This is a genomic window from Pseudomonas sp. PvP100, from assembly GCF_017833055.1.
Taxonomy (GTDB): Bacteria; Pseudomonadota; Gammaproteobacteria; order Pseudomonadales; family Pseudomonadaceae; genus Aquipseudomonas; species Aquipseudomonas syringae.
Genome location: NZ_JAFIBO010000001.1, coordinates 428,934 through 450,068 on the forward strand (window position 1 = coordinate 428,934; position 21,135 = coordinate 450,068).

The window sequence follows — 21,135 nt, forward strand, 5'->3', positions numbered from 1 at the left end:
GTTAAGGTTTTTATGAGACGCCTATCAGAAATATCAGGCTATTGTTCTGTCGGGCGGGGCTGTTAGTTTGCGGCTTAATAAGATGCCGTAAGAAATACTATGATCGCGCAAAGCGAGTGTCAGTGTGCGGGCAATAGGCCGGTATTTAAAGTCTGAGAGTTACTTAAGTTGCGTGAAGGGTGGTGCATAGTTATCATAATTTGCATGGGCTTCTCACGTGAGAGTTAGCCATTTCAAGTAGTTCATGGAGTAGAATGATGGCACTTTCATTGCGCGGTGATACGTTTGGCCATGAAAAAAGCACCGACAGACAAAAGCTGGAATGGGAGTTCGAACAGAGTGCAAGTGAGCGGGGTGTTCATCAGTATACCTATTTTTTTTATCATCACGCGCCAGCGTTACAGCAACATGGCTTTGTTCTGGTCAGCGGTCCGGAGGCAGGGAAAAATAATAGTCATTGCGCAGAGCGGCAGGACGTCGCGGATGCGATTTGGGACGTTGCCTGCTCTGAGCCACTATTTACCGGTTTACTGAACAGGCCGGCATCATCAAATGACCGCGGCGAAATGATCGACGCCGGTACCACCTCTGACGGGATGAGGGCGTTCTACCTCGGCGAAGAGAAGGCATTCAGTTTACTGCGGTTTGCAAATAAAGAAACCGGAACAGGAAGTACGCAAGGCGAGTACAGTCTTGCGGCAGAGGTGAAGTCGCTGGTTCGTGAGTTTCATCATAAGTTGACGGGCCTGGTCATGGGCGTCAATGAGTCGGACGAAAACTTCACTATTACGGACCGTGAAAAGGAGGTGTACATATGGACAGCCATCGGCAAGACCTGTAATGAAATTGCCGTCATTCTAAATATATCCAAAAGAACGGTAGATTTTCATATTTCCAATGTCATCTCGAAGTTGGGTGTCAGAACCAAACTCCAGGCCTGCATACAACTGACCAAGATGGGGATTTTGTAAGGGGTTTTTGGAACCCATGACGACTGGGTTGAGTGGCGGGCGCCAAGGCAGTCAACGCGTTGAGTGAGCCTGGGTTCTTCTTGTGCGATTCCGACACAGCGCTAGGCCGATCGGAATGCTCATTGACCCCATCTGGATGCCCGCGCGATGGCTATCGGTCATCGCCATTCGTGGTCTGCGTACCTTCGCGTGCCGACTGTTCGCACAGTGTCTGCGGTGCGGTGCCGTACGGCGAATGACGTCTGTTTTGCAGGCGATAAATACTCAGTATCTGGCGCATGACCGATTGCGTATCGCGACGACCCGAGATGATGCCACCCTTGGCCAGATTGGCTTCGGCATAGTCAGGGTCTTGCAGGAGAATGGAGTGTGCCTTGTGCAGGTTCCAGTAGGGGATGCCTGCGAACAGGTGATGGGTCAGGTGCAGGTTGTCCCCGTGCATGCCGATAAACAGCCTCTCCCACCAGGAGGGAAAACGGTTGCGGGTGATCCGCAAGGCCTCCTGCTCCCTGCCGAATAATCCAAAATGTTCAGAAACTTCCGACAGCCAGCCGATGACCTGAAAGGCCGTCAGATAAGGAACGAGCCAGAACATCAGGTAACCGTACACGCCCGTGGTGGCATAGAAAAGCGAGAATAAAACAGCGTGTACCGCGATCAGTGTCAGGGCTTTGCGAGGGGATTTCAACAGTGCGCCCAACCGATGAATGACGAGGTAGCGCAGGTAGCTGAATATATTCAGAAACAGCACGGTTCTAAGCAGGTGGTTGAACATGAAGTCGAATCGATCTTCGGTCGCCTGCAGCCCGGATTCAATATAGTAACGATAGTCCGGGTCCTTGTCGGCGTCACCGAGATGATGGTGATGCATGTGCACATGCGAATGTCGATAAGCCTCGTAATCCTGAAAGATGGGTAATCCGGTCAGGTAGTGGCCAATGGCATAACTGAGGCGGCGGCTTTGGGTCAGGGTTAAATGGGCTGCTTCATGAACGAGAGAGGCTAGGGCGCGTTGCCGTGAACCGATAATCAGCACACTGAGGGGGTAAGCATACAATGACCATTGGGTGAGTGCGACAGCGCAAACAATGACAAGAACATCCCCCGACCAACCCAATAGCCATCGCCAGTTATTCTTTTTATAAAGACACGTCAGTTCAAGTTTTAGTGCATTTTTACAGTGAAATCTTTGGACGGTCTGCATCGTTTACCTCGACAGGTTGTGCTCTGCAATGCGTTGGTAATTAGGGCGTTATATAGACTAGAGAGGGTCGGGGAGCAGCGTAAGCTGATATTTTTTACAGGTAGACAGTTCGCAGTGGCGTGTGGTCTTTTTAAAGAAGTCAATCACCGCTAACAAAAACGGATACACCGGTTTTTTTACGAGGTTGATGTCACCTGATCAATATGTTATCTGAGGCCGTCATGAACAGTTTTGAGAAAGATAATACCGCACCGTCACGCTCTCAAGATCTCGCTATGCGGGCCGGCGCACAGCATATAACCGGTACCGAAGGGCCACTCTCCATGTCTCAGGAACAGGCCTGGTTTCTTGAGACGTTAGTACCAGAGAGTATTGCTTATAACTTTCAGGCCATGCTGAACATTCGCGGCAACCTTGATATCAAAGTGCTTGAACGTGCGCTGAGCAGGGTGGTTGAACGCCATCAGTCACTGTCCACTGTTTTTGATGAGGTTGACGGAGAACCGCGGCAAACTATCCAGGACGCCTGGTCCGTGAATATTCCGATCGTTGACCTGTCTGCCAGCAGTGAAGCGGTACGGCAGACCTACATGAATTCTATTGTGAAAGCTGAAATTGCCCAGAAGATCGAAGTGGCGAAGCTTCCGCTGATTCGCTGGGTACTGTTCAAATTCAGCGATCAATTCCACGTATTGCTGCATATCGAACACCACCTCATTCATGACGGCTGGTCATTCCGGCTGTTTCTCAAAGAGCTGAATCATTTTTACAATGAAGAAAAGGGCCGCGTGAATCAGGAGCCCCTTGAGCCGGTGATCCAGTTTATCGATTACTGCCAATGGGAGCGCGACTGGCTGGATTCTGCTGAAGGCCGTCAAGGCCGAGACTTCTGGTACGGACGTCTTGAAACCTGGCCGGCCTACACGCATTCGCCGTTTCCGGCAGAGAAGGACGCGCAAGCCGCATTAGATTTTGTCGGAAGTTCGGTGTCGGTGCCGCTGCCGGGTAAGTTGATCAGCGCACTGCAGGCGTATGGGTCGGAAAATAAATCCACCCTGTTCGAGACCATGTTTTCGCTGTTTGCCTGCGTGGTAGCGGCGCGTTCGGGTCAGACGCAACAGCTAATAGGCACCGCCGTCGCCAACCGTGACTTGCCGGGCATCGAAAACACCATCGGTATGCTGGTCAACATGTTGCCGCTGCGCATCGACATTGATGCGAATACGTCCTGGGCGCCTCTACTGGCAGCCGTGAAAGAAGAAATCCGCACGGCTTGCCTGCAGTCGCATGTGCCGTTTTCAACAATGGTTGCCGATCTGAGTCCGGATCGTGTCACTCAGCAATTGCCGTACATCCAGGTTGCTTTCAGCTTTCATAACTCCATGTCCCGTACCCTGGACTTCGCGGACATTGATGTCGAGGTGGTTGAAGGGCTGGCAAACGGTTCTGCGAAATTCGACCTCAACGTCATTTGCGTTTTCGATGACGAAGTGAACCCGGCCGCTGGCGGTCGCTTCATGCTTGAGTACTCCACCGCTGTCGCCAAAGAAGCAGATGTCAGAGCGCTGATGGCCGATTTTCTTCACCTGGCTGGCGCCTGGCTCGAGCAACCTGCAGAAAGTCTCGCCAATGTACGCAAGGCTGCTGTTCTTGCCGCGCCGTCAGGCAGTTCTTCTGTCAATCCCGGTGTGGAATTCTGGAAACAATCACTCGACCTCGAAGCTTCGGGGCTTCTGCCTGACCATGCGCTTAATCGCGCAGTCAGCGGGCCGCTTGCGCGTCATGAAATCCCTCTTTCGGATGAAAGCCTTGCGCGCCTGTTTCAAGCGTGTGAGCAGCGCAACATTGAACCTGAAGCAGCGCTTTTTTCTCTCTATGCCGTGACCATGGCACGTTATGGCGGGCATCAAACCGTCGTGGCCGGTCTGGGTACTGCTGCCGATGGACAGCGTCTGGCCACACCGTTGCCACTCAAGTTGACGCTCGCTGCGCATGACACGTTTGCCGATGTCTTCCTGCGCGCACAACAGCACTGCGAGCAGGCTCGTCACTGGCACGCATCTTCTGCCCAAGGTCTGGAACAAGCGCTTGATGACAGTGTTGCGGCGTCGGGAAGAGCGCCGCAGTCATTGATACAGTCGGTATTCTGCGACGGCGTTTCCGCGTGTGCCGAGCAGGGAGGTGAATCGGGCAGTCTGCACCCGCCCATCGAATTCGTCCTGGACCGTTCCAGCACAAAGGCCTCGTTGTCACTCGCCTATGCCGCTGATCTGTTCGCTCAGGAAACAGCGACTTCAATGGCCGGGCATTACGTCCATTTGCTGGAAAAAGCCAGCGAATCACTGGACCAAACGCTGGCGCAAAGCCTATCGGCCCAGCACCAGGCTGCCATTCAGACACAGTGTGAAGGGCTTGACTCGAGCTATCCTGAAACGTCCCTGCACGCCATCGTCGAGGCCTTTGCGGCCACACAGCCCGAGGCCATCGCTGTAAGGTGCGGCGATGCAGTGCTGACGTACGCTCAGCTCAATGAATCCGCCGACAAAGTTGCCGATACATTGCTTCGCAAGGGCGTGCAGCCGGGTGACGTCGTGGGCATCTGCATGATGCGCTCCGAATTGCTGGTTGCGGCGCTATTGGGCGTGCTCAAGGCCGGTGCGTGCTACCTCTCGATCGACTGTGCATTGCCTGCAGAGCGTCGTAATTGGCTTCTGGAGGAGGCGGACGTCAAGTGGGCACTGATCGATGAGAGTGCTCCGGCTTTACGTGATGCAACCTCAACACTGTTGATAGGGCAGTTGCTGAATGAGCAGGACGACCCACGCGTGTCGCCCCTGGCCAAGCCTGTCATCAGCGCGGATGCTCACTGCTACTACATGTTTACATCGGGTTCCACGGGCACTCCGAAGGCCACGGCCAGTACCCACCGCGCGGTGGTGAGTCTGGTCAAGGGTACGGACTATATCGATATCAAGAGTGACGACCGCTTCCTGTTTTTCGCGCCCCTCGCGTTCGATGCGTCGACTTTTGAAATCTGGGGCGCCTTGCTGAACGGCGCGCAGTTGGTGGTTCAGCCTGGCGAAGCCGGCGGACTGGATGACCTGGCACACACACTGGAAAATCAGCAGGTCAGTGTGCTCTGGCTGACGTCCGCCTTGTTCCAGGAGATGGTCGATCAATATCCTCAGGCGATGGCTGGCGTCAGGCACGTACTGACCGGCGGTGACGTTGTTTCGCCGCAAAGCATGCGCAGTTTGCTGGCACGCTCCACCGGGACGCTCACCATCTGTTACGGCCCGACTGAAGGCACGGTCTTTACCACGGCCTACAGCATGGACAAGGTCGAACAAGTGACTGACAAGCCCCTGATCGGATGGCCGATTGCACAGGCCGATGCCTACATCGTGGATATTTTCGGGCAGCTTGCCGAGCCCGGTGTTCCTGGAGAGTTATTCATCGGCGGCACAGGGATCACCGGTGCCTACCTCAAGCGTCCGGAACTGAGCCGGGAGCGGTTTGTGACGCTGGAGCGGTTCCCCGGCAAAACACTCTTCCGCACCGGTGATCTGGCGCGCTGGACCCCCAGCCGCGGCATCGAGTTCCTTGGACGCAGTGACAGTCAGATAAAGATCCGTGGCTTGCGCATAGAACCGGGTGAGGTCGAGCAGGCGATACGTCAATTGCCGGGCGTCACAGCGTGCTCACTGATTCTGCGCACATTGAACCTGGACAAACAGCTGGTCGCCTTCGTCAGTCTGGACGGAAGTGTTGCACTGGATGAGCAACAGATTCGTGTGGCGTTGAGAGAGTGCCTGCCCGACTACATGGTGCCTGCCGAAGTGCATGTGATCGAGCAACTGCCGGTCAATGCGAGCGGCAAGGTCGACAAGCGTGCCTTGCTTGAACTGGCGACTCAAAACGGCCGTGCAAGGGTTACCAGCGAGCGACCGTCGACGGCCCTGGAAAAATCCATTGCCGAGGTGTGGGCGCACATCCTCAACGTACCGGACGTGGGTAGAAATGAAGACTTCTTCTCCATCGGCGGGCACTCGTTGGCCGGTATGCGGATCATGTCGAGGCTGAGCAAGCAATTTGGCACTCGTCTGTCGCTGAACCTGCTCTTCGAGTATCCCAGCGTCGAGACGCTTGCAGGTGCTATCGAACGCGCGGCCGAGCCGTTGACGGCCTGACCGTTTTTCAGGCGCGTGGTGGGTAGCAACAGCACCCCCACGCGCTTTCTCACCTCTCAGCCTCCCAATTTACCCTTCCTCGCAGCGACATCGGTCGCTGTCGAGGTGGAGATGGTCATGTCTCAAAAAAAGCCGGTCACTTCAACCACCGAGTCCGCTGTCAGGATGCCGACCCCGGCAGCCGGGGGTTTCCTGAATTTATCGCCTGCGCAAAAAAGCCTCTGGTTCATGCACCAGATGGAAGATGCCAGCGCCACTTACAATGTGCCTTTTGCACTGCGTATTGACGGGGCGCTGGATTGCGCGGCCCTCGAGCGAGCAGTGGACAGCGTTTATCAGCGCCAGAGCGCACTGCGCTATCGTTTTCCCTGTATTGATGGGCAGCCGGTCATTCGCCTTGTGGATGAGCAACTGCTGATTCGCAAGGTTGACCTGCGAGCCGAACCGGACAGCGAAGCCGCGCTGAAAGCGTTCGAGCAAAGCGAAGCGCGTTATGTTTTCGATCTTGAGCATGAAGCGCTTCTGCGCGTGACGTTGCTGCACTGTGCGACCGACGAGCATGTTCTGCTGATCAACGTTCATCACATCGTTTTCGACGGTTGGTCGATGCAGATTTTCCTCTCCGAAGTGGCCTCAGCCTATTCGGCGCTGGTGCGGGGCAGCGAGGTAAACGCGGAGCCGTTGAATTTCGACTTTGGCGATTATTTGAGTCAGAGCCCATCGAACGCTGAACGGGCTCCCGATATCGCTCACTGGCAGCAGCGATTGGCCGGCGCGCCGCCGGTACTGCCATTACCGCTGGATAACAAGCGTCCGGCCATTCAGCGTTACGCAGGTCAGCGTTGTCATTTTCAAGTGCCTGCAGCCGTCTCGGACGCGCTGAAAAACCTGGCAAAGGAGTGTCGCGTCACGCCCTATATGGTAGGGCTTGCGGCCTTTTCCGTGCTGCTGTATCGCTATACGCAAGAGTCGGATCTGGTCATCGGGTCGCCGATGTCGAATCGGCAATCCGATGACCTGGAAGGCGTGATCGGTTTCTTCGTCAATACGCTGCCAAACCGGATCGATGCATCGGGTTCTCCCTCTTTCGTCGAATTGCTCAAAAGAGTTCGTGCCTCGGTACTCGATACGTTCGAGCATGCCCATGTGCCCTTCGATCAGATTGTCGAGGCCATTCAGCCCCCGCGTTCCCTGAGCCATGCGCCGGTGTTTCAGGTGCTGTTCGATATGGCCAACGAAGATTTTTCGGTCGAGCTGGAAAACCTGCGCACTCGTGTTTATACGCTCGACTCCTGTACCGCCAAATATGACCTGAGTCTTACCCTGGCACTGACTGCGCGCGGCATGAGCGGCGCAATCGAGTATGACACCGCATTGCTGGATGAGCGCGCAGTGCAGGGGATGATCGATAGCCTGCTGATTATTATGGAGCAGGTGTCACGCAACCCGGACGGGGCTATTGACGATTTTTCGCTATTGTCGTGCGAAGCTGTGGAGCAGGCGTTGCGCCTGGCCAATCATCAGCCAGCAGCGCCGCAAGCGCCCTTTGCACCTTTTCATCAATGGTTCAAACGCAGTGCCGCGCAATGGGGCGAGGCGGATGCGCTGGTCTATGAAAACCGTCGTTACAGCTATGCGCAACTGGATGCAGAGGCCCGGGTCCTGGCGGGTCACCTGCATGCTGCCGGCGTTCGGCATGGTGACCGGGTCGCAGTGGTGCAGCGCTATGGGCCAGAGGTCATCGTCGCGTTACTGGCGGTGCATCAGGTCGGGGGCATTTATGTGCCGCTGGCGATTGACGATGCCCGTCATGCTGATCTGCTCAAGGACATCGAGCCCAGACTGGTGCTCACACTGAGCGCCTATCAGGAGCAACTGAGGGGTTATCCATGCCTTCTGCAGGATGATTTGCCGCAGGCCACCGGCACACTGCACGAGAACGAATTCGAGGGGCGCAACACACAGCCGGAGGACATCGCCTACATTATTTTTACCTCCGGTTCTACCGGGCGTCCCAAGGGCGTCAGTGTCTCCCACGGCAGTTGGGTAAGTCTGCTCCAGGCGCTGGAGCAGACTTACGGTCAGACCGAGCCAGGTGTCACCGGCATTTTGCAGATGGCCAATTTCACGTTTGACGTATTCATGAGCGATGTGGTCCGCGCGCTGGCGGTTGGCGCACGGTTGATAATGTGCCCGCGGCAGAGTCTGGCTGACCCTGAACAACTCTATGAGCTGATCACGGCTGAACGGGTGACGTTGCTCGAGTTCGTGCCGGCGGTCCTGCGGCAGATGATACGTTACCTGGAAGAGACGGGACGGCGTCTGGATACCCTGCGTACGCTGACCTGTGGCGCGGATGTCTGGTTCGTCCACGAGTATCGGAAAATGCAGACGCTGTGTGGACCGCAGACCAGGGTTGTCAGTGTTTACGGAGTCACCGAGGCAACTTGCGAAAGCGCTACGTTCGAGCCCGACGCGGGGTGGTATGACCCTGAGCGCAGCTTGCCAATTGGCGGTCCGCTGCCTAACACGTCCCTGTACCTGGTCGACGCAACGCTGAATCTGGTGCCGCGCACTGTCCCCGGTGAATTGTTGATTGGTGGCGGTGCAGTGGCGTCCGGTTACATGAATCGCCCTGAATTGAACGAGAAGAGCTTCCTGACAGGTTCGTTCTCGGCCAGCGGACGGTTTTTACCTGGCGTCGGCGAGCAGCGGTTCTATCGTACCGGTGATCTGTGTCGGCACATGCGCGACGGCACCATCGAGTTTCTTGGACGCAGTGACAACCAAGTCAAAATTCGCGGCTTCCGCATTGAGCTGGGGGAAGTCGAGAGCGTACTTGCCGACCATCCGGATGTGAATGAATGCGCGGTGGTCACCCGCCAGTCACCAGGCGCTGAGGCCGAGCTGATCGGTTATGTGCAAACCCGTGCTACAGCGCAACAACTCAATGCCTACCTTGGCGAGCGCCTGCCAGGCCATATGGTGCCGCGCCTGTTGGTGGTATTGGCGGCACTGCCCCTGACCGCAAACGGAAAGATCGATCGCAAGAGCCTGCCGGAGCCCGACTGGACGCAGGACTCACGCGCTTATGCCGCACCGCGTAACAGTCTGGAAGAGCAACTTGTCGAAGACTGGCAAGGTCTGCTCAACATTCCGCGTATCGGCATTGACGATAACTTTTTCGAGAGTGGCGGGCATTCTCTGTTGGTCACCCAAGTCATCGCGCAGATTAAAAAACGCTTTGGCGTGGCGCTCAGCATTGCAAACCTGTTCGAAGGGCCCACCGTCGCCCAGGTCGCCGAAAAGATCATGCTGAGTATGATCCAGATCTCCCAAGGGGCCAGTGTCGCTTCCAGACCGGCCGCGATCGGTCGCAGCAGCGGTATCGAGCGTCAACGTCTGTCGTTTGCCCAACGCCGACTATGGTTGACCCAGCACAGTGAGCCGGGCACTGCCTACAACATGCCGGAAATATGCCGGCTGACCGGCCAACTGGATATTCCTGCGCTGGAAGGTGCGTTGAATCTGCTGCTTGAGCGCCACGAAGTCTTGCGCACGCATTTCACCCGAGAGCTTGAAACGTTTGTAGACGCTCGGGGCGTCACGCAGAAAGAGCCGTTGGTCGTGACAAGCCACGCAGACACCGCGCGTGTACCGTTCAGGCAGCAAACCATCGCTCGCGAAGCGCTCACGGCTGCGCTGGAGCGGGAGGTGCACACGCCGTTCGTGCTGGACCAGGAACTGCCGATACGCGCGTTGCTTCTGCAGACGGCGTCGGATGAGTACGTTCTGTGCCTGACGCTGCATCACATTGCCTACGATGGCTGGTCGAGCGCCTTGCTTCGTCAGGAGCTGGCAGTGTTTTATCGGCACTTGACGCAAGGTGAACGCCTCACACTGAGCGCACTGGAGGCTCAGTATCAGGACTATGCTGCCTGGCAACGAAATCAACTCGAAACCGGGGCCTTCGCGACTCAACTCGACGCCTGGAAGTCATCGCTGCAGGACTTGCCGCCGCCTCTGGTACTGCCTGTACGTTCCAGTCCGCGAGAAGGAAATCCGTTGGCTGGCGACTACGTTGCGCTGACTCTTCCTGCCGACTGCTCGGCAAGGCTCGATCAGCTTTGCCTGCGTCTGCAATGCACGCCGGCCATGATCATGCATGCCGCGTTCGCGCTGCTATTGCATCGCTACACCGGGCAGGACGACATTCTGATCGGCATGCCCTTCTCGGGAAGGGACCATGATGAAAGTGCGAACCTGATCGGGTTTTTCGTTAACCTGCTTCCGTTACGGCTGCGTTTGCGAGGCCCTCTGCGTGTGGCGCAGGTTATCGAGCAGAGTCGTCAGGCCCTGCTTGCCGCCGAGGCAAATCATTCGGTGCCAATCGATTACCTGGCGCAAGTGCTCAACCCGCAGCGGCTGCCGGGCAAGCATCCTTTTTTCCAGGCAGGCCTGGTGGTGCAGAGCACGACGGCTGTGCCGCTTGCCTTGCCGCACGTGAAATCGGAAGAAATCTCCCTGGCCTCCTCTGAGGTGAAGCTGGACCTTATGCTGGAGTTGCGCGCTGTCAAAGGCGAAGGGGTGAGTGGGGTATTCAAATATCGCACGTCGCTGTTCGAGCGCTCCGTTATCTCGGGAATGGCAGGACATTTTCAGTGTCTGCTGGAAAATATGCTGGCTAATGACGAGCAGACCGTCGCTCAGGTGAAGATGCTGTCTGCAGCTGAACACCAGAGGCTGATTAGCCAGTACAACGATACTGCACGCGACTTTGGCGATGGCGATGTCGTCAGCCGTTTCGAACAGCGTGTACGTCAGACTCCGCAGGCTATTGCCCTTCAGTTGCAGCAACGCTGTTGGACATATGCCGAGCTGGACCGATTAGCTAACGGCATCGCTCACGCGTTGATAAAGAAGGGTGTGCAAGCCGGTGAGCACATCGGCCTGTTCACTGGACGGCATCCCTATCTGGTGGCAGGCATGCTTGGGATCCTCAAGGCGCGCTGTGCCTTTGTCCCCTTGAATCCGCAGGATTCGATGGAAGGTGCGCTGGGCTACATGATCAAAGACGCAGCATTGCACCGCGTGGTGGGTCATCGAGGATTGGCACACGAGCTTGCCGCTCTGGGGCTGGACACGTTACTGGTCGACGACTTCGAAGGTGCCCAGGGCGAATGGTCTGCTCCGGCCTGCCAGCGTGAGCTTCAGGATCTGGCCTATATTCTTTACACCTCTGGCTCGACCGGGCAGCCCAAGGGGGTGATGGTTTCGCAGCGCAATATCGATAACACCGCGAATGCATTTGCGCGAACACTGGAACTGACTGGTCAGTCGCGCCAGCTGCAGTACTTTTCGCCAGTCTTCGACGGGGTTTGTGGCGAGGTGTTTCCGGTGCTGATCAGCGGCGCCACACTGGTATTTGCAGCGTCTGAACAGCTGCTTCCGGGGCCGGACCTGGTGACGCTTCTGCGCGAGCAACATATTACTCATCTGCAGATCACGCCGACGGCCCTGCGCTTGCTCCCCCATGCCGAACTTGCCGAGCTGAAAGTCATCATCAGCGCCGGTGAAGCCTGTCCGGCCAACGTCGCCCAGACGTGGGCAGCGGGCAGACGCTTCCTCAATGGTTACGGTCCGACCGAAACGACGGTGTATGCATCTGCCCGGGATTACTGGGATGAACGAGGTGCCTTGGTATTGCGGCCTCTGGACAACGTCAGAATGTACGTCCTGGACCCGTATCTGAACCCTCTTCCCTGCGGTGTACCCGGCGAGCTTTACATTGGCGGAAGCGGGGTGGCACAGGGTTATCTGAATCTGGATGAGCGCACCGAGCACGTGTTTCTTCCCGACCCATACGGCGTTTTGCCCGAGGCGCGTCTGTACCGCACCGGCGACTTTGTCGTGCGTCAATTCAATGGAAGCCTGAGCTATGTCGGGCGTATTGATAATCAGGTCAAGGTTCGCGGTTTTCGCATTGAGCTGGGCGATGTCGAAACGCGTTTGAACGCGATAGCCGGGCTGGAGCAGGCGGTCGTGGTCGTCAAACAGGATGACCAGTGCAACAAGGTTCTGGTGGGGTATTACATCGGCAAGCCGAGCGTTGCGCAGGTACGTGCAGAACTGGCCAAGGTGCTGCCAGCGCACATGGTGCCGGAGCGTCTTATCTGCTTGCCCGAGCTGCCGCTTAGCCGTACTGGCAAAGTCGATCGCAAGTCGCTCGAAAATCGCGTTGATCAGCGCGCTCAGGAAGGTACTGCAGTCGGGACGACGGCGACCCTTCCTGCCGCGGTCAGGCCTGCTGGAAAACGCCTGCACAACACGGTCAGAAAGATCTGGCAGGAAGTGCTCGATTGCCAGGAAATCGATTCGGACGATAACTTTTTCGATCTCGGTGGCCACTCGTTACGCATTGTCGAGACGCAAAAACGGTTGAGCGAGCTTTTGCAGGCGCCCGTGGCCATGACAGACCTTTTCGAATACCCGACGCTGCGTGGTCTGGTCGCTCATCTGGAACGCTTGCATGGGCCTTTGCCGGAGGTTCGCCAAGCCAGCGAGGCATCACCTGTCATTGATCCTGGGAACCGCACGCTGGCGGTGGTCGGCATGGCCGGGCGCTTTCCGGGCGCCGCTGACCTGAGCGAGTTCTGGCAGAACCTCACCGAGGGGGTGGAGTCGACTCTTTACTTCAGTGATGAAGTCATGCTCGCGCATGGCGTAAGCCCTGATCTGCTGGAGCGTGACGATTTCGTCAAGTGTGGCAATCGTCTTGAGGACGTCGACAAGTTCGACGCCGAGTTCTTCGGCTTCTCACCGCGGGAAGCACAGTTGATGGATCCTCAGCAGCGCATCTTCCTTCAATGCGCATGGGCCGCGATGGAAGCCGCCGGTTATGGCGGCGCTCTGAACGATTTGCGCGTGGGCGTATTTGCAAGCGCGAGCACCAGCCATTACCTGCTCGATCACGTTTACCCGAGGCGCCAGGAGCTGCAACTGGAGAACATCCAGTGGTTGTTGGGTAATGGCCGCGATTTCATGGCTTCGCGTGTGGCTTACAAACTCAATCTCGCGGGACCTGCGATTACCGTCGAAACGGCTTGCTCCTCGTCACTGGTAGCGGTCCAGATGGCCTGCGAAAGCTTGCTGCGTGGCGAGTCGGACATGGTGATCGTCGGCGGTGCTTCGGTCGAAGCTCAATACTACGGTTACCAGGCGGCACCGGGCAGCATCATTTCTGCCGATGGCCATTGCCGGCCTTTCGATGCCCAGGCCAGTGGCACTACTGGCGGCAGCGGTTGTGCAGTGTTGGTCCTCAAACTGGCTGACAGGGCAATCGAAGATCGCGACCATATTCATGCCTTGATCAAGGGCGGGGCGATCAATAATGATGGCTCCAGTAAAGTCAGTTACACCGCGCCCAGTGTTCATGGGCAGGCCCAAGTGGTGAGCGCTGCACTCGATGCAGCGAATATCAGCGCAGATTCCATTGGTTACGTCGAGGCGCATGGCACCGGCACTCGTCTGGGTGACCCGGTAGAGGTCCGTGCGTTGACGCAGGCCTATACCAGCGCTTTGCCACATGTCACGCCGGGCTTTTGTGCCCTTGGTTCATTGAAGAGCAACATCGGTCATCTTGATGCGGCCTCGGGCGTCGCCGGGCTGGTCAAGGCCATACTTGCCGTGCAACACGACGTCCTGCCTGCAAGCCTGAACTTCACGCGGGCCAATCCCGAAATCGATTTCAGCGACAGCCCGTTTTATGTCAACACGACCTCCAGACCATGGCCGGCAGCGGCCTCGCCACGTCGGGCAGGCGTCAGCTCCTTCGGCATCGGCGGGACCAATGCGCACGTCATTGTCGAGGAACCTCCTCGGCCGTCGGTACGCCCGCATGACGATAGCGAACGCTGGTACATACTGCCGTTCTCCGCACGCTCCGCTGCAGCGCTGGATCATCAGCGTCGGCAACTGATCACCTGCCTGCAGAATCCCGCAGCCGACCTACGCGATATCGCCTTCACGCTGGGAGAGGGTCGCACGCGATTTGCCTTCAGGGATAGCGTCGTCAGCCAGAGTATTGCCGGAGCCTTGCACGCGCTGCAGGCGCCTTCGTCCACAGCGCTAATGGAACGCAGACAGGATCGTCCGATCGTGTTCATGTTTTCCGGGCAGGGCAGCCAGTACACGGGCATGTTCAAGGGCCTCTACGACAGTGAGGCGGTATTTCGGCAGACAGTTGACCGCTGTGCAGTCATATTGCAGCGCTATGGCGTCGACATCCTGGCCTGTCTGTACCCGCCAGCGGGTGGCGAAACAGGCGACACCCTGAGCCGGACCGAGGTCGCGCAGCCGGCACTTTTTGTGGTCGAGTACGCGTGCGCCCTGTTGTTGCAAGGCCGCGGTATCCAACCGCAGGCGCTCATAGGCCATAGCCTTGGTGAGCTGGTGGCTGCCTGTTTTGCGGGTGTCTACAGTCTTGAGGACAGCTTGAAGCTGGTTGTCGAACGGGGCCGCCTGATGCAACGTCAAGCGCCCGGTGCAATGCTTGCCGTTGGCCTCTCGGAAGCAGACTGCACGCGTTTTCTGGGGCACGGCGTGGAGCTGGCTGCCGTCAATGGGCCGCTGCAATGTGTCCTGGCGGGTGATTTTGATGCCATTGCGCGGGTCGAGCGACAACTGGCCGATGAAGGGCTCGTGGGGCGTGTACTGGATACCTCGCACGCTTTTCATTCCCGCATGATGGCTCCTGCGGCGCACGCGTTGAAGGCAGTTGTTAACGGGTTCTCTGTTCAGCCCCCGACTATCGCGCTGGTGTCCAACCACAACGGTGGTTGGTTCTCGATCGATTCGAGCAGCCAGAGTGATTATTGGGCGTCTCATCTGCTGGATACCGTGCGCTTTTCTGACGGTATCGCGCTGCTTGCCGACGAACTGGAAGACCCGATTTTTCTCGAAGTCGGCCCTGGCCGTGCTCTTCAGAGTGCACTGAAATCCTATGCTGAGCCCTTGTGTGTGCTTGGTTGCACTCGGCATGCACGGGACAGCCGGTCGGACGAGGCGGCGTTGGCGGAAGGCATCGCGTCATTGTGGAGGCAGGGGGCACGTTTCGGTTGGGCGCAGGCCACAGGGTGTACAGACGGCGCACGCGTGCCGCTGCCGACCTATCCGTTCGCGCGGGACAGCCACTGGATCGAGGCTGCCGGGACGGCTTCTTCTGCGCAGCACGAGGCACCGTTGTTCCTGCACTGGCAGCGTATGCATGGTAATCGCCGGCAATTCCGGTTGAGCCTGTCGCCACAACTCTGGCTGGTGGACGAACATCGGGTCTTCGAAGGAAGGCCAGTGCTTTCCGGCACCGGATGCGTCGAACTGGTGCGCAATGCCTATGCGCGTATGGAAGGTATCGAGTCGATCGAGCTGAGTGATGTTTACTTCCCGACCCCTCTGGTTATGGAAGATGAGCAGGCCTCGCAACGCGTGCTGATTACATTCAAGGATCACGCCGAGAGCACTGAGTTTTTCCTCGAGTCGGTATCGGACGAGGGTAACAGTCCGCAGCAGCACACAATGCTGCACGCCCAAGGCTTCATCAAGCGCCACGACCGGGAGCGTTCCGTACCAACAGCGCTGATGCAGCTTCAGGCCGACCATGCCGACTGTCTTGCCGATGAAGTCGAACATGCGGCATTGAACACGCGTCTCGGCTTGTTCGGGCCTCGCTGGAAGTGCTTTCGTTCGATCTGGCTTAGTGAGGATGAGGGGTTGGCGCTCCTGGAGCTCGATCAGGCGTTTGCCGATGATGTTGAGCGCTTTGCGCTGCATCCGGCGTTGCTCGACATGGCGACCGGTTTTCTCTCGATCATGGAAAACCGCACCCGCAGATTGCCGTTCCATTACCAGCGCCTGACTATTCATGCACCACTGCGCTCCCGGCTTTACAGCCATGCACGGCGGGTCCGCAGTAATGTCTATGATGTGCAACTGTTCGAAGTCGACAACGACGGCGGAGTCGGGGCGCTGCTGGCCGAGGTCATCGGCTTCACTTTGCGCGAGGAGCGAGTTGCATCGGAGGCACAGCGCACTGAGCCCCTTGACTGGTGCCAGGCGCCTGCATGGCGCCCGGCATTGCCGCCAAGGAGCGACTCGCCATTACAAGGGCCCTGGCTGGTTGTGATGCGCGGCGTTGCAGCCGATAACAGCATGCTCTTCTCGCTGCCGCCGGACAGTGTCTGCATAGCAGATGCCGGTGATTCCGGCACTGCGGTCGCGATAATTGCTCGCGGCGATGCTCAGGCGTATGAGCAACTGTTCAATACACTGGCGGCGCAAGAGGCCTTGCCTAGTCAGATCATTTACATGGCTGGTGGGGCGCAACCGACGCAAGGCGAACACGCTGCGATTACGCTGTTTACCGATCTTATGTCGCTGGTACAGGCGTACATCCCTCATGCCGCAAACACCACAGTGTTGTCACTGGTGACCGAAGGTGCCTGCCAGGTGGATGACGATGAGCCGGTCAACAGCTGTGTAGCGACCTTGTCTGGCGTGGTTCGCACACTTACGTGGGAGCTGCCACAGATTCAGTGCCGTCATTTCGATCTGCCGCTGGCCAATGCGGCGGAGAACGAGACGCTGCTGCTTCAGGCACTCCAGCACATCGATCCAGACCAGGCATCCCCGCTTGCTTCGACCCTGGCGTTGCGCAAACAGACGTTCCATGAGCCTTGCCTGCGAGCGCTGCAAGTCTTGCAACCTCCGCAGCAGTTCGAGGAGGGCGGGACCTATGTGGTTACCGGTGGTCTGGGCGGCATGGGGCTTGCGCTGGCCAGTCATCTGGCTGCGAAGGTAAAAGCCGTCACGTTAGTCCTGATGTCCCGCTCTGCGACGGTCACGGATGAGGTCGGGCAAGCGCTGCAGGCGTTGGAACAGCAGGGTGCGCGGATTCAACACATGGCGGTCGATTGTGCTGATCGTGAGGTTTTCACCGCAGCGTTGCACCAGGTCAGACGTCAGCACGGGCGTATCTCTGGAGCCATACACGCCGCAGGCGTGCAAGCCAGCGGTCTCATCCAACTGAGCCAGGCGAATGCATGGGCCCAGGTCATGGGCAGCAAGGTAGTCGGCACCGATGTGCTGATAGAGGTTTTGCGCGAGGAACCTGTCGAGTTCATATTCCTGTGTTCTTCATTGGCGTCAGTGCTGGGTGGTCTGGGCCAGGCGGATTACGCCGCCGCCAACGCTTATCTGGATGCTCGCGCGCAGGCGTGTCGTCAGGAGGGCATGCCTGTGGTTTCGCTCAACTGGGATGCATGGGCGCAGGCAGGTATGCGTGTTGCCTATGACAGGGCGCACCCCGAGCAGGCGCCGATTGACGAAGTGCGCGGGCTGACCAACGCAGAAGGTTGCCAGTTGTTCGAGCTGGCCCTGGCGCAGAACACGGCCCAGATCGTCGTGAGCAAGGCGCAGGATCTGCAACAACTGATCAATCAACTGCAGCGCGGCGGCACGACATCGGCTGGCCGTGCAACAGCGCTGTTCGACTCTGGGGCCGAGCGTGTCGCGCCACGCAATGCTGTGGAACAGGAAGTCGCGCAGTTGTGGCAAGAGCTGCTAGGCGGTGATATGCCGGGTGTGCTGGATAACTTCTTCGATCTGGGCGGACACTCGCTGTTGGGCTCCCAGCTGATTTCGCGAATTCGTTCGCGCTTTCAGCAGTGCCTGACGTTGGCCGAGTTCCTCGATGAGCCGACCATCGAGCGAATCGCTCGCTCGTTGGGCAGTGGCGCCGACGATACGCCCGTCGATGCCGATGAAGCCGCCGTCCGCTACTGTCTGGTGCCGGTGCAGCGAAACGGCGAGGGGAGACCATTCTTCTGTCTGCCGGGCATGGGGGGCAACGTCAATCAAGTGCTTGGGTTGGCCAAGGCCATGGGTATGCAGCGGCCTTTCTACGGTCTGCAATGCCTTGGGCTCGATGGCAAGACTGAGCCTCACTTCAGCGTCGAGGAGATGGCCGAACACTATATTCGCTGCATGAAGTCGGTTCAGGCGCACGGGCCGTATCTGCTGGGTGGTCATTCACTTGGCGGAAAAGTAGCTTATGAAATCGCCAGACGTCTTGAAGCGCGTGGCGACCAGGTGGGCCTGCTGGCGCTGTTCGACTCGGCGGCACCTCCGTATACGCAAATGCAGGTGCCCACTGATGCTCAGGTACTGGGTTCGTTGCTGAGTATCTTCGGGCATTACTTCGACAAGCCGATCAAGCTTGGCCGCGAGGAGTTGCTGGCGCTCGAGCATCTGGATGATGAGGAAAAGATCCGCTACCTGAAAGACACGCTGGAACGTCACGGGTTGCTGGATGCACGTGGCGATGAGGGAAGCATCCGGGGGCTGTTCAACGTGTACAAGGCTGCTGCCGCCTTCGGTATGCGCTATGACCCGCCCAAAGTTGCGCTTGATGCCTCGCTGGTGCTGTTTCGTGCGGTCGACTCGATGCCCTCCGGCATCAACCTGCCCGAGATCCGCGACACGGATGCCTGGGGCTGGGAGTCGTTCAGTGCGGCGAAGGTAAGAACGGTCGATGTCTCGGGAGACCACTTTACTTGCCTGTCCGTCCACGCCCAGCAAATTGCCGATGTATTGATCGAGCAACTTGCCGAGTGTGATCGATAACCCGTTCTTTGCCGAACATGGCGAGCGGGCTCACCGCCTGCTCGCCTACATTAATCAGTCTGAGGTCTACATATGCCTGGAGGTTACTCAAAAGGTGACACCCGTCCACCCATGCGATTCATTCTTCTGATATTGGGGCTCGATGTACTTGGCATCGGTCTGGCGATCCCTGTGATGCCTACGCTGATCGCGACTATCTGGCCATCGTCTGCCGAGCATGTCTCGTTGGCGCTGGGCGTTGCGCTGACACTTTATTCGGCAATGCAGTTTCTATGCGCGCCGCTGCTGGGGGCGCTGAGCGATTGCCATGGGCGCCGACCGATATTGCTTCTGGCGCTGGCCGGCATGTGCCTGGGCAATTTGATGGCTGGCTTCGCCGGCAGCCTGACGGTCTTGCTGATAGGCCGTGCCATCGCAGGAATCACTGCCGCCAATATTGCCACTGCGATGGCCTATATTGCGGACATCAGTGAGGGCGAGCAGCGCACGCATTTCTACGGTGCCGCGGGAAGTGTTATCGCCATAGCGCTTGTTTTTGGCCCGGTGATAGGCGGGGGACTTGCGTCTTATGGACCGCACTTGCCCTTTCTGGTCGCTGGCGGCCTGGCGGCAATCAATCTGCTGTACGGCTACATGAGATTACCGGAGAGCCTTGCGGCCGAGCATCGGCGTGCCTTCGAATGGCGGCGAACCAACCCGTTTGGCAGCCTGCGAGGACTATGGAGTACGCAAGGCCTGCGGCCGTATCTGCTGGCTGCGACGTGCTCGTGGTTCGCCTACGGGATATTTCAAAGCTGCTTTGTGCTGGCTAATCAGATGCGTTATGGCTGGAGCATGCTCGAAGTGTCTTACGCATTGGCGGCGCTCGCCCTGGGCATGGCGTTCGCGCAGCGCGTGCTGGTACGCAAGCTGACGCCGATCATGTCCAACCAGCGGATCATCGTTACAGGTTATGCCTGTTGCCTGCTGGGTTATGGTTTCTATACGGCCGCTGCAAGCGTCTGGCTGACGGTGGTAGGGATGTGTTTCCATGCTGTCGGGCTGATTGCCGAGCCGGCACTGCGCAGTGAGCTCTCGCGTCATGCCAGGGCGGGGCACCAGGGCGAGCTGCAAGGCGGGCTGACGTCCCTGTTGAGTCTGGTGGGCGGTCTGGCGCCAGTGATTGGTGCCCTGATATTTGCCGGTAACCTGGGCTCAGGCCAGCATGTTCTGTGGCTGGGCGCTCCCTTTGTAGTCAGCCTGTTGATGTACGTGCTGGCGATAGGCTGCATCCAGAGGGGGAGAACATCAGCGGCCTGCAACGGTTGATCCTCGCGCTGGCAACCCATCAGCCTCCGCCGAGTACCACACTCAGCGCATTGCGCGCATCGTCCAGTTGCACCAGTGACGCGTGGCGTGCGCCCAGTGCGTCGCGGTTCTGGATGGCGGTGAGGATCGCCTTGTGGCGTGGCATGGCCAGTTCGTGCAGGTTAGGACGCTTGTTGGAGTATTTGAGCGCTTCGCGCAACGCCAGTGACAGCATGTTGCACAAGTGCGCCAGCAGATCGTTGTGGGTGGCGTCGGCGATGCGGCTGTGGAAGTCGAGGTCGGGTTGCAACAGGTCTTCCGGCGTCGGCGCAGCTTCCATGCGCAGATAGGCTTCGTGGATCGACTCGATCTCTGCGTCGGTGGCATGCTGCGCGGCCAGTGCGGCAACCGCTGGCTCGATGACCGCGCGTACGCTGGTCAGCAGATGGAAGAACTCATTCTGCGGCGAGCTTTGCATGACCCAGTGCAGCACGTCCGGGTCCAGCAGATGCCATTCGCGACGCGCCTTGACTACCGTGCCGACACGCGGACGCGAATAAACCAGACCCTTGGCCACCAGAACCCGTGTCGCTTCGCGCAGGACCGGTCGGCTGACGGCGTACTCTTCGCAGAGCAGCGCTTCGGCAGGCAACTTTTCGTCAGGCTTGAAACGTCCGGATACGATCTGCATGCCCAGTTCCTGGACAATACGGGCGTGCATGCTTTTTCGGTCGGAAGGCTTTCGATAATCCATGGGAACGCTGGTCGGTCCTGGCGGTGTTTGCTGGGCATCATACCATTGCGT

General features: G+C 58.1%; 6 protein-coding genes. 4 read left to right on the plus strand and 2 right to left on the minus strand.

Annotated features, from left to right (window positions below):
• Window positions 1-254: 254 nt before the first annotated feature.
• A complete protein-coding gene (locus JOE39_RS02085) occupies window positions 255-971 on the plus strand; it encodes a LuxR C-terminal-related transcriptional regulator (RefSeq protein ID WP_210077971.1) in 717 nt (238 codons plus the stop codon).
• Between the two features lie 151 nt (window positions 972-1,122).
• Here the strand turns inward: JOE39_RS02085 and gntB are convergent, their stop codons facing one another.
• A complete protein-coding gene (gntB, locus tag JOE39_RS02090; protein ID WP_004418555.1) occupies window positions 1,123-2,175 on the minus strand; it encodes a guanitoxin biosynthesis L-arginine gamma (S) hydroxylase in 1,053 nt (350 codons plus the stop codon).
• 323 nt (window positions 2,176-2,498) lie between these two features.
• On the opposite strand from gntB, the gene JOE39_RS02095 reads away from it, so the two are divergent.
• The 3 genes from JOE39_RS02095 (at window position 2,499) to JOE39_RS02105 (ending at window position 20,351) form a co-directional block, all read left to right on the plus strand.
• The gene (locus JOE39_RS02095; RefSeq protein ID WP_024664717.1) at window positions 2,499-6,365 is read left to right on the plus strand and encodes a non-ribosomal peptide synthetase; all 3,867 of its coding nucleotides are present in this window, start codon (window positions 2,499-2,501) and stop codon (window positions 6,363-6,365) included.
• Between the two features lie 117 nt (window positions 6,366-6,482).
• The gene (locus JOE39_RS02100; protein ID WP_057445237.1) at window positions 6,483-19,043 is read left to right on the plus strand and encodes a hybrid non-ribosomal peptide synthetase/type I polyketide synthase; all 12,561 of its coding nucleotides are present in this window, start codon (window positions 6,483-6,485) and stop codon (window positions 19,041-19,043) included.
• Between the two features lie 111 nt (window positions 19,044-19,154).
• Window positions 19,155-20,351 (plus strand): tetracycline resistance MFS efflux pump, encoded by a 1,197-nt coding sequence (locus tag JOE39_RS02105; protein WP_003423180.1) that lies wholly within the window; start codon window positions 19,155-19,157, stop codon window positions 20,349-20,351.
• A 19-nt stretch (window positions 20,352-20,370) separates the two neighbouring features.
• Here JOE39_RS02105 and JOE39_RS02110 read toward each other — a convergent pair whose 3' ends face one another.
• Complete coding sequence (locus tag JOE39_RS02110; RefSeq protein WP_003318617.1) at window positions 20,371-21,084, minus strand: FadR/GntR family transcriptional regulator; 714 nt, start codon at window positions 21,082-21,084, stop codon at window positions 20,371-20,373.
• Window positions 21,085-21,135 lie beyond the last annotated feature (51 nt).

Bases quoted from the DNA above. Each gene is read 5' to 3' on its own strand.
- JOE39_RS02085 (WP_210077971.1), top strand. From the start codon at position 255: ATGATGGCACTTTCATTGCGCGGTGATACGTTTGGCCATGAAAAAAGC.
- JOE39_RS02095 (WP_024664717.1), top strand. From the start codon at position 2,499: ATGTCTCAGGAACAGGCCTGGTTTCTTGAGACGTTAGTACCAGAGAGT.
- JOE39_RS02105 (WP_003423180.1), top strand. From the start codon at position 19,155: ATGCGATTCATTCTTCTGATATTGGGGCTCGATGTACTTGGCATCGGT.
- JOE39_RS02100 (WP_057445237.1), top strand. From the start codon at position 6,483: ATGTCTCAAAAAAAGCCGGTCACTTCAACCACCGAGTCCGCTGTCAGG.
- JOE39_RS02110 (WP_003318617.1), bottom strand. From the start codon at position 21,084: ATGGATTATCGAAAGCCTTCCGACCGAAAAAGCATGCACGCCCGTATT.
- gntB (WP_004418555.1), bottom strand. From the start codon at position 2,175: ATGCAGACCGTCCAAAGATTTCACTGTAAAAATGCACTAAAACTTGAA.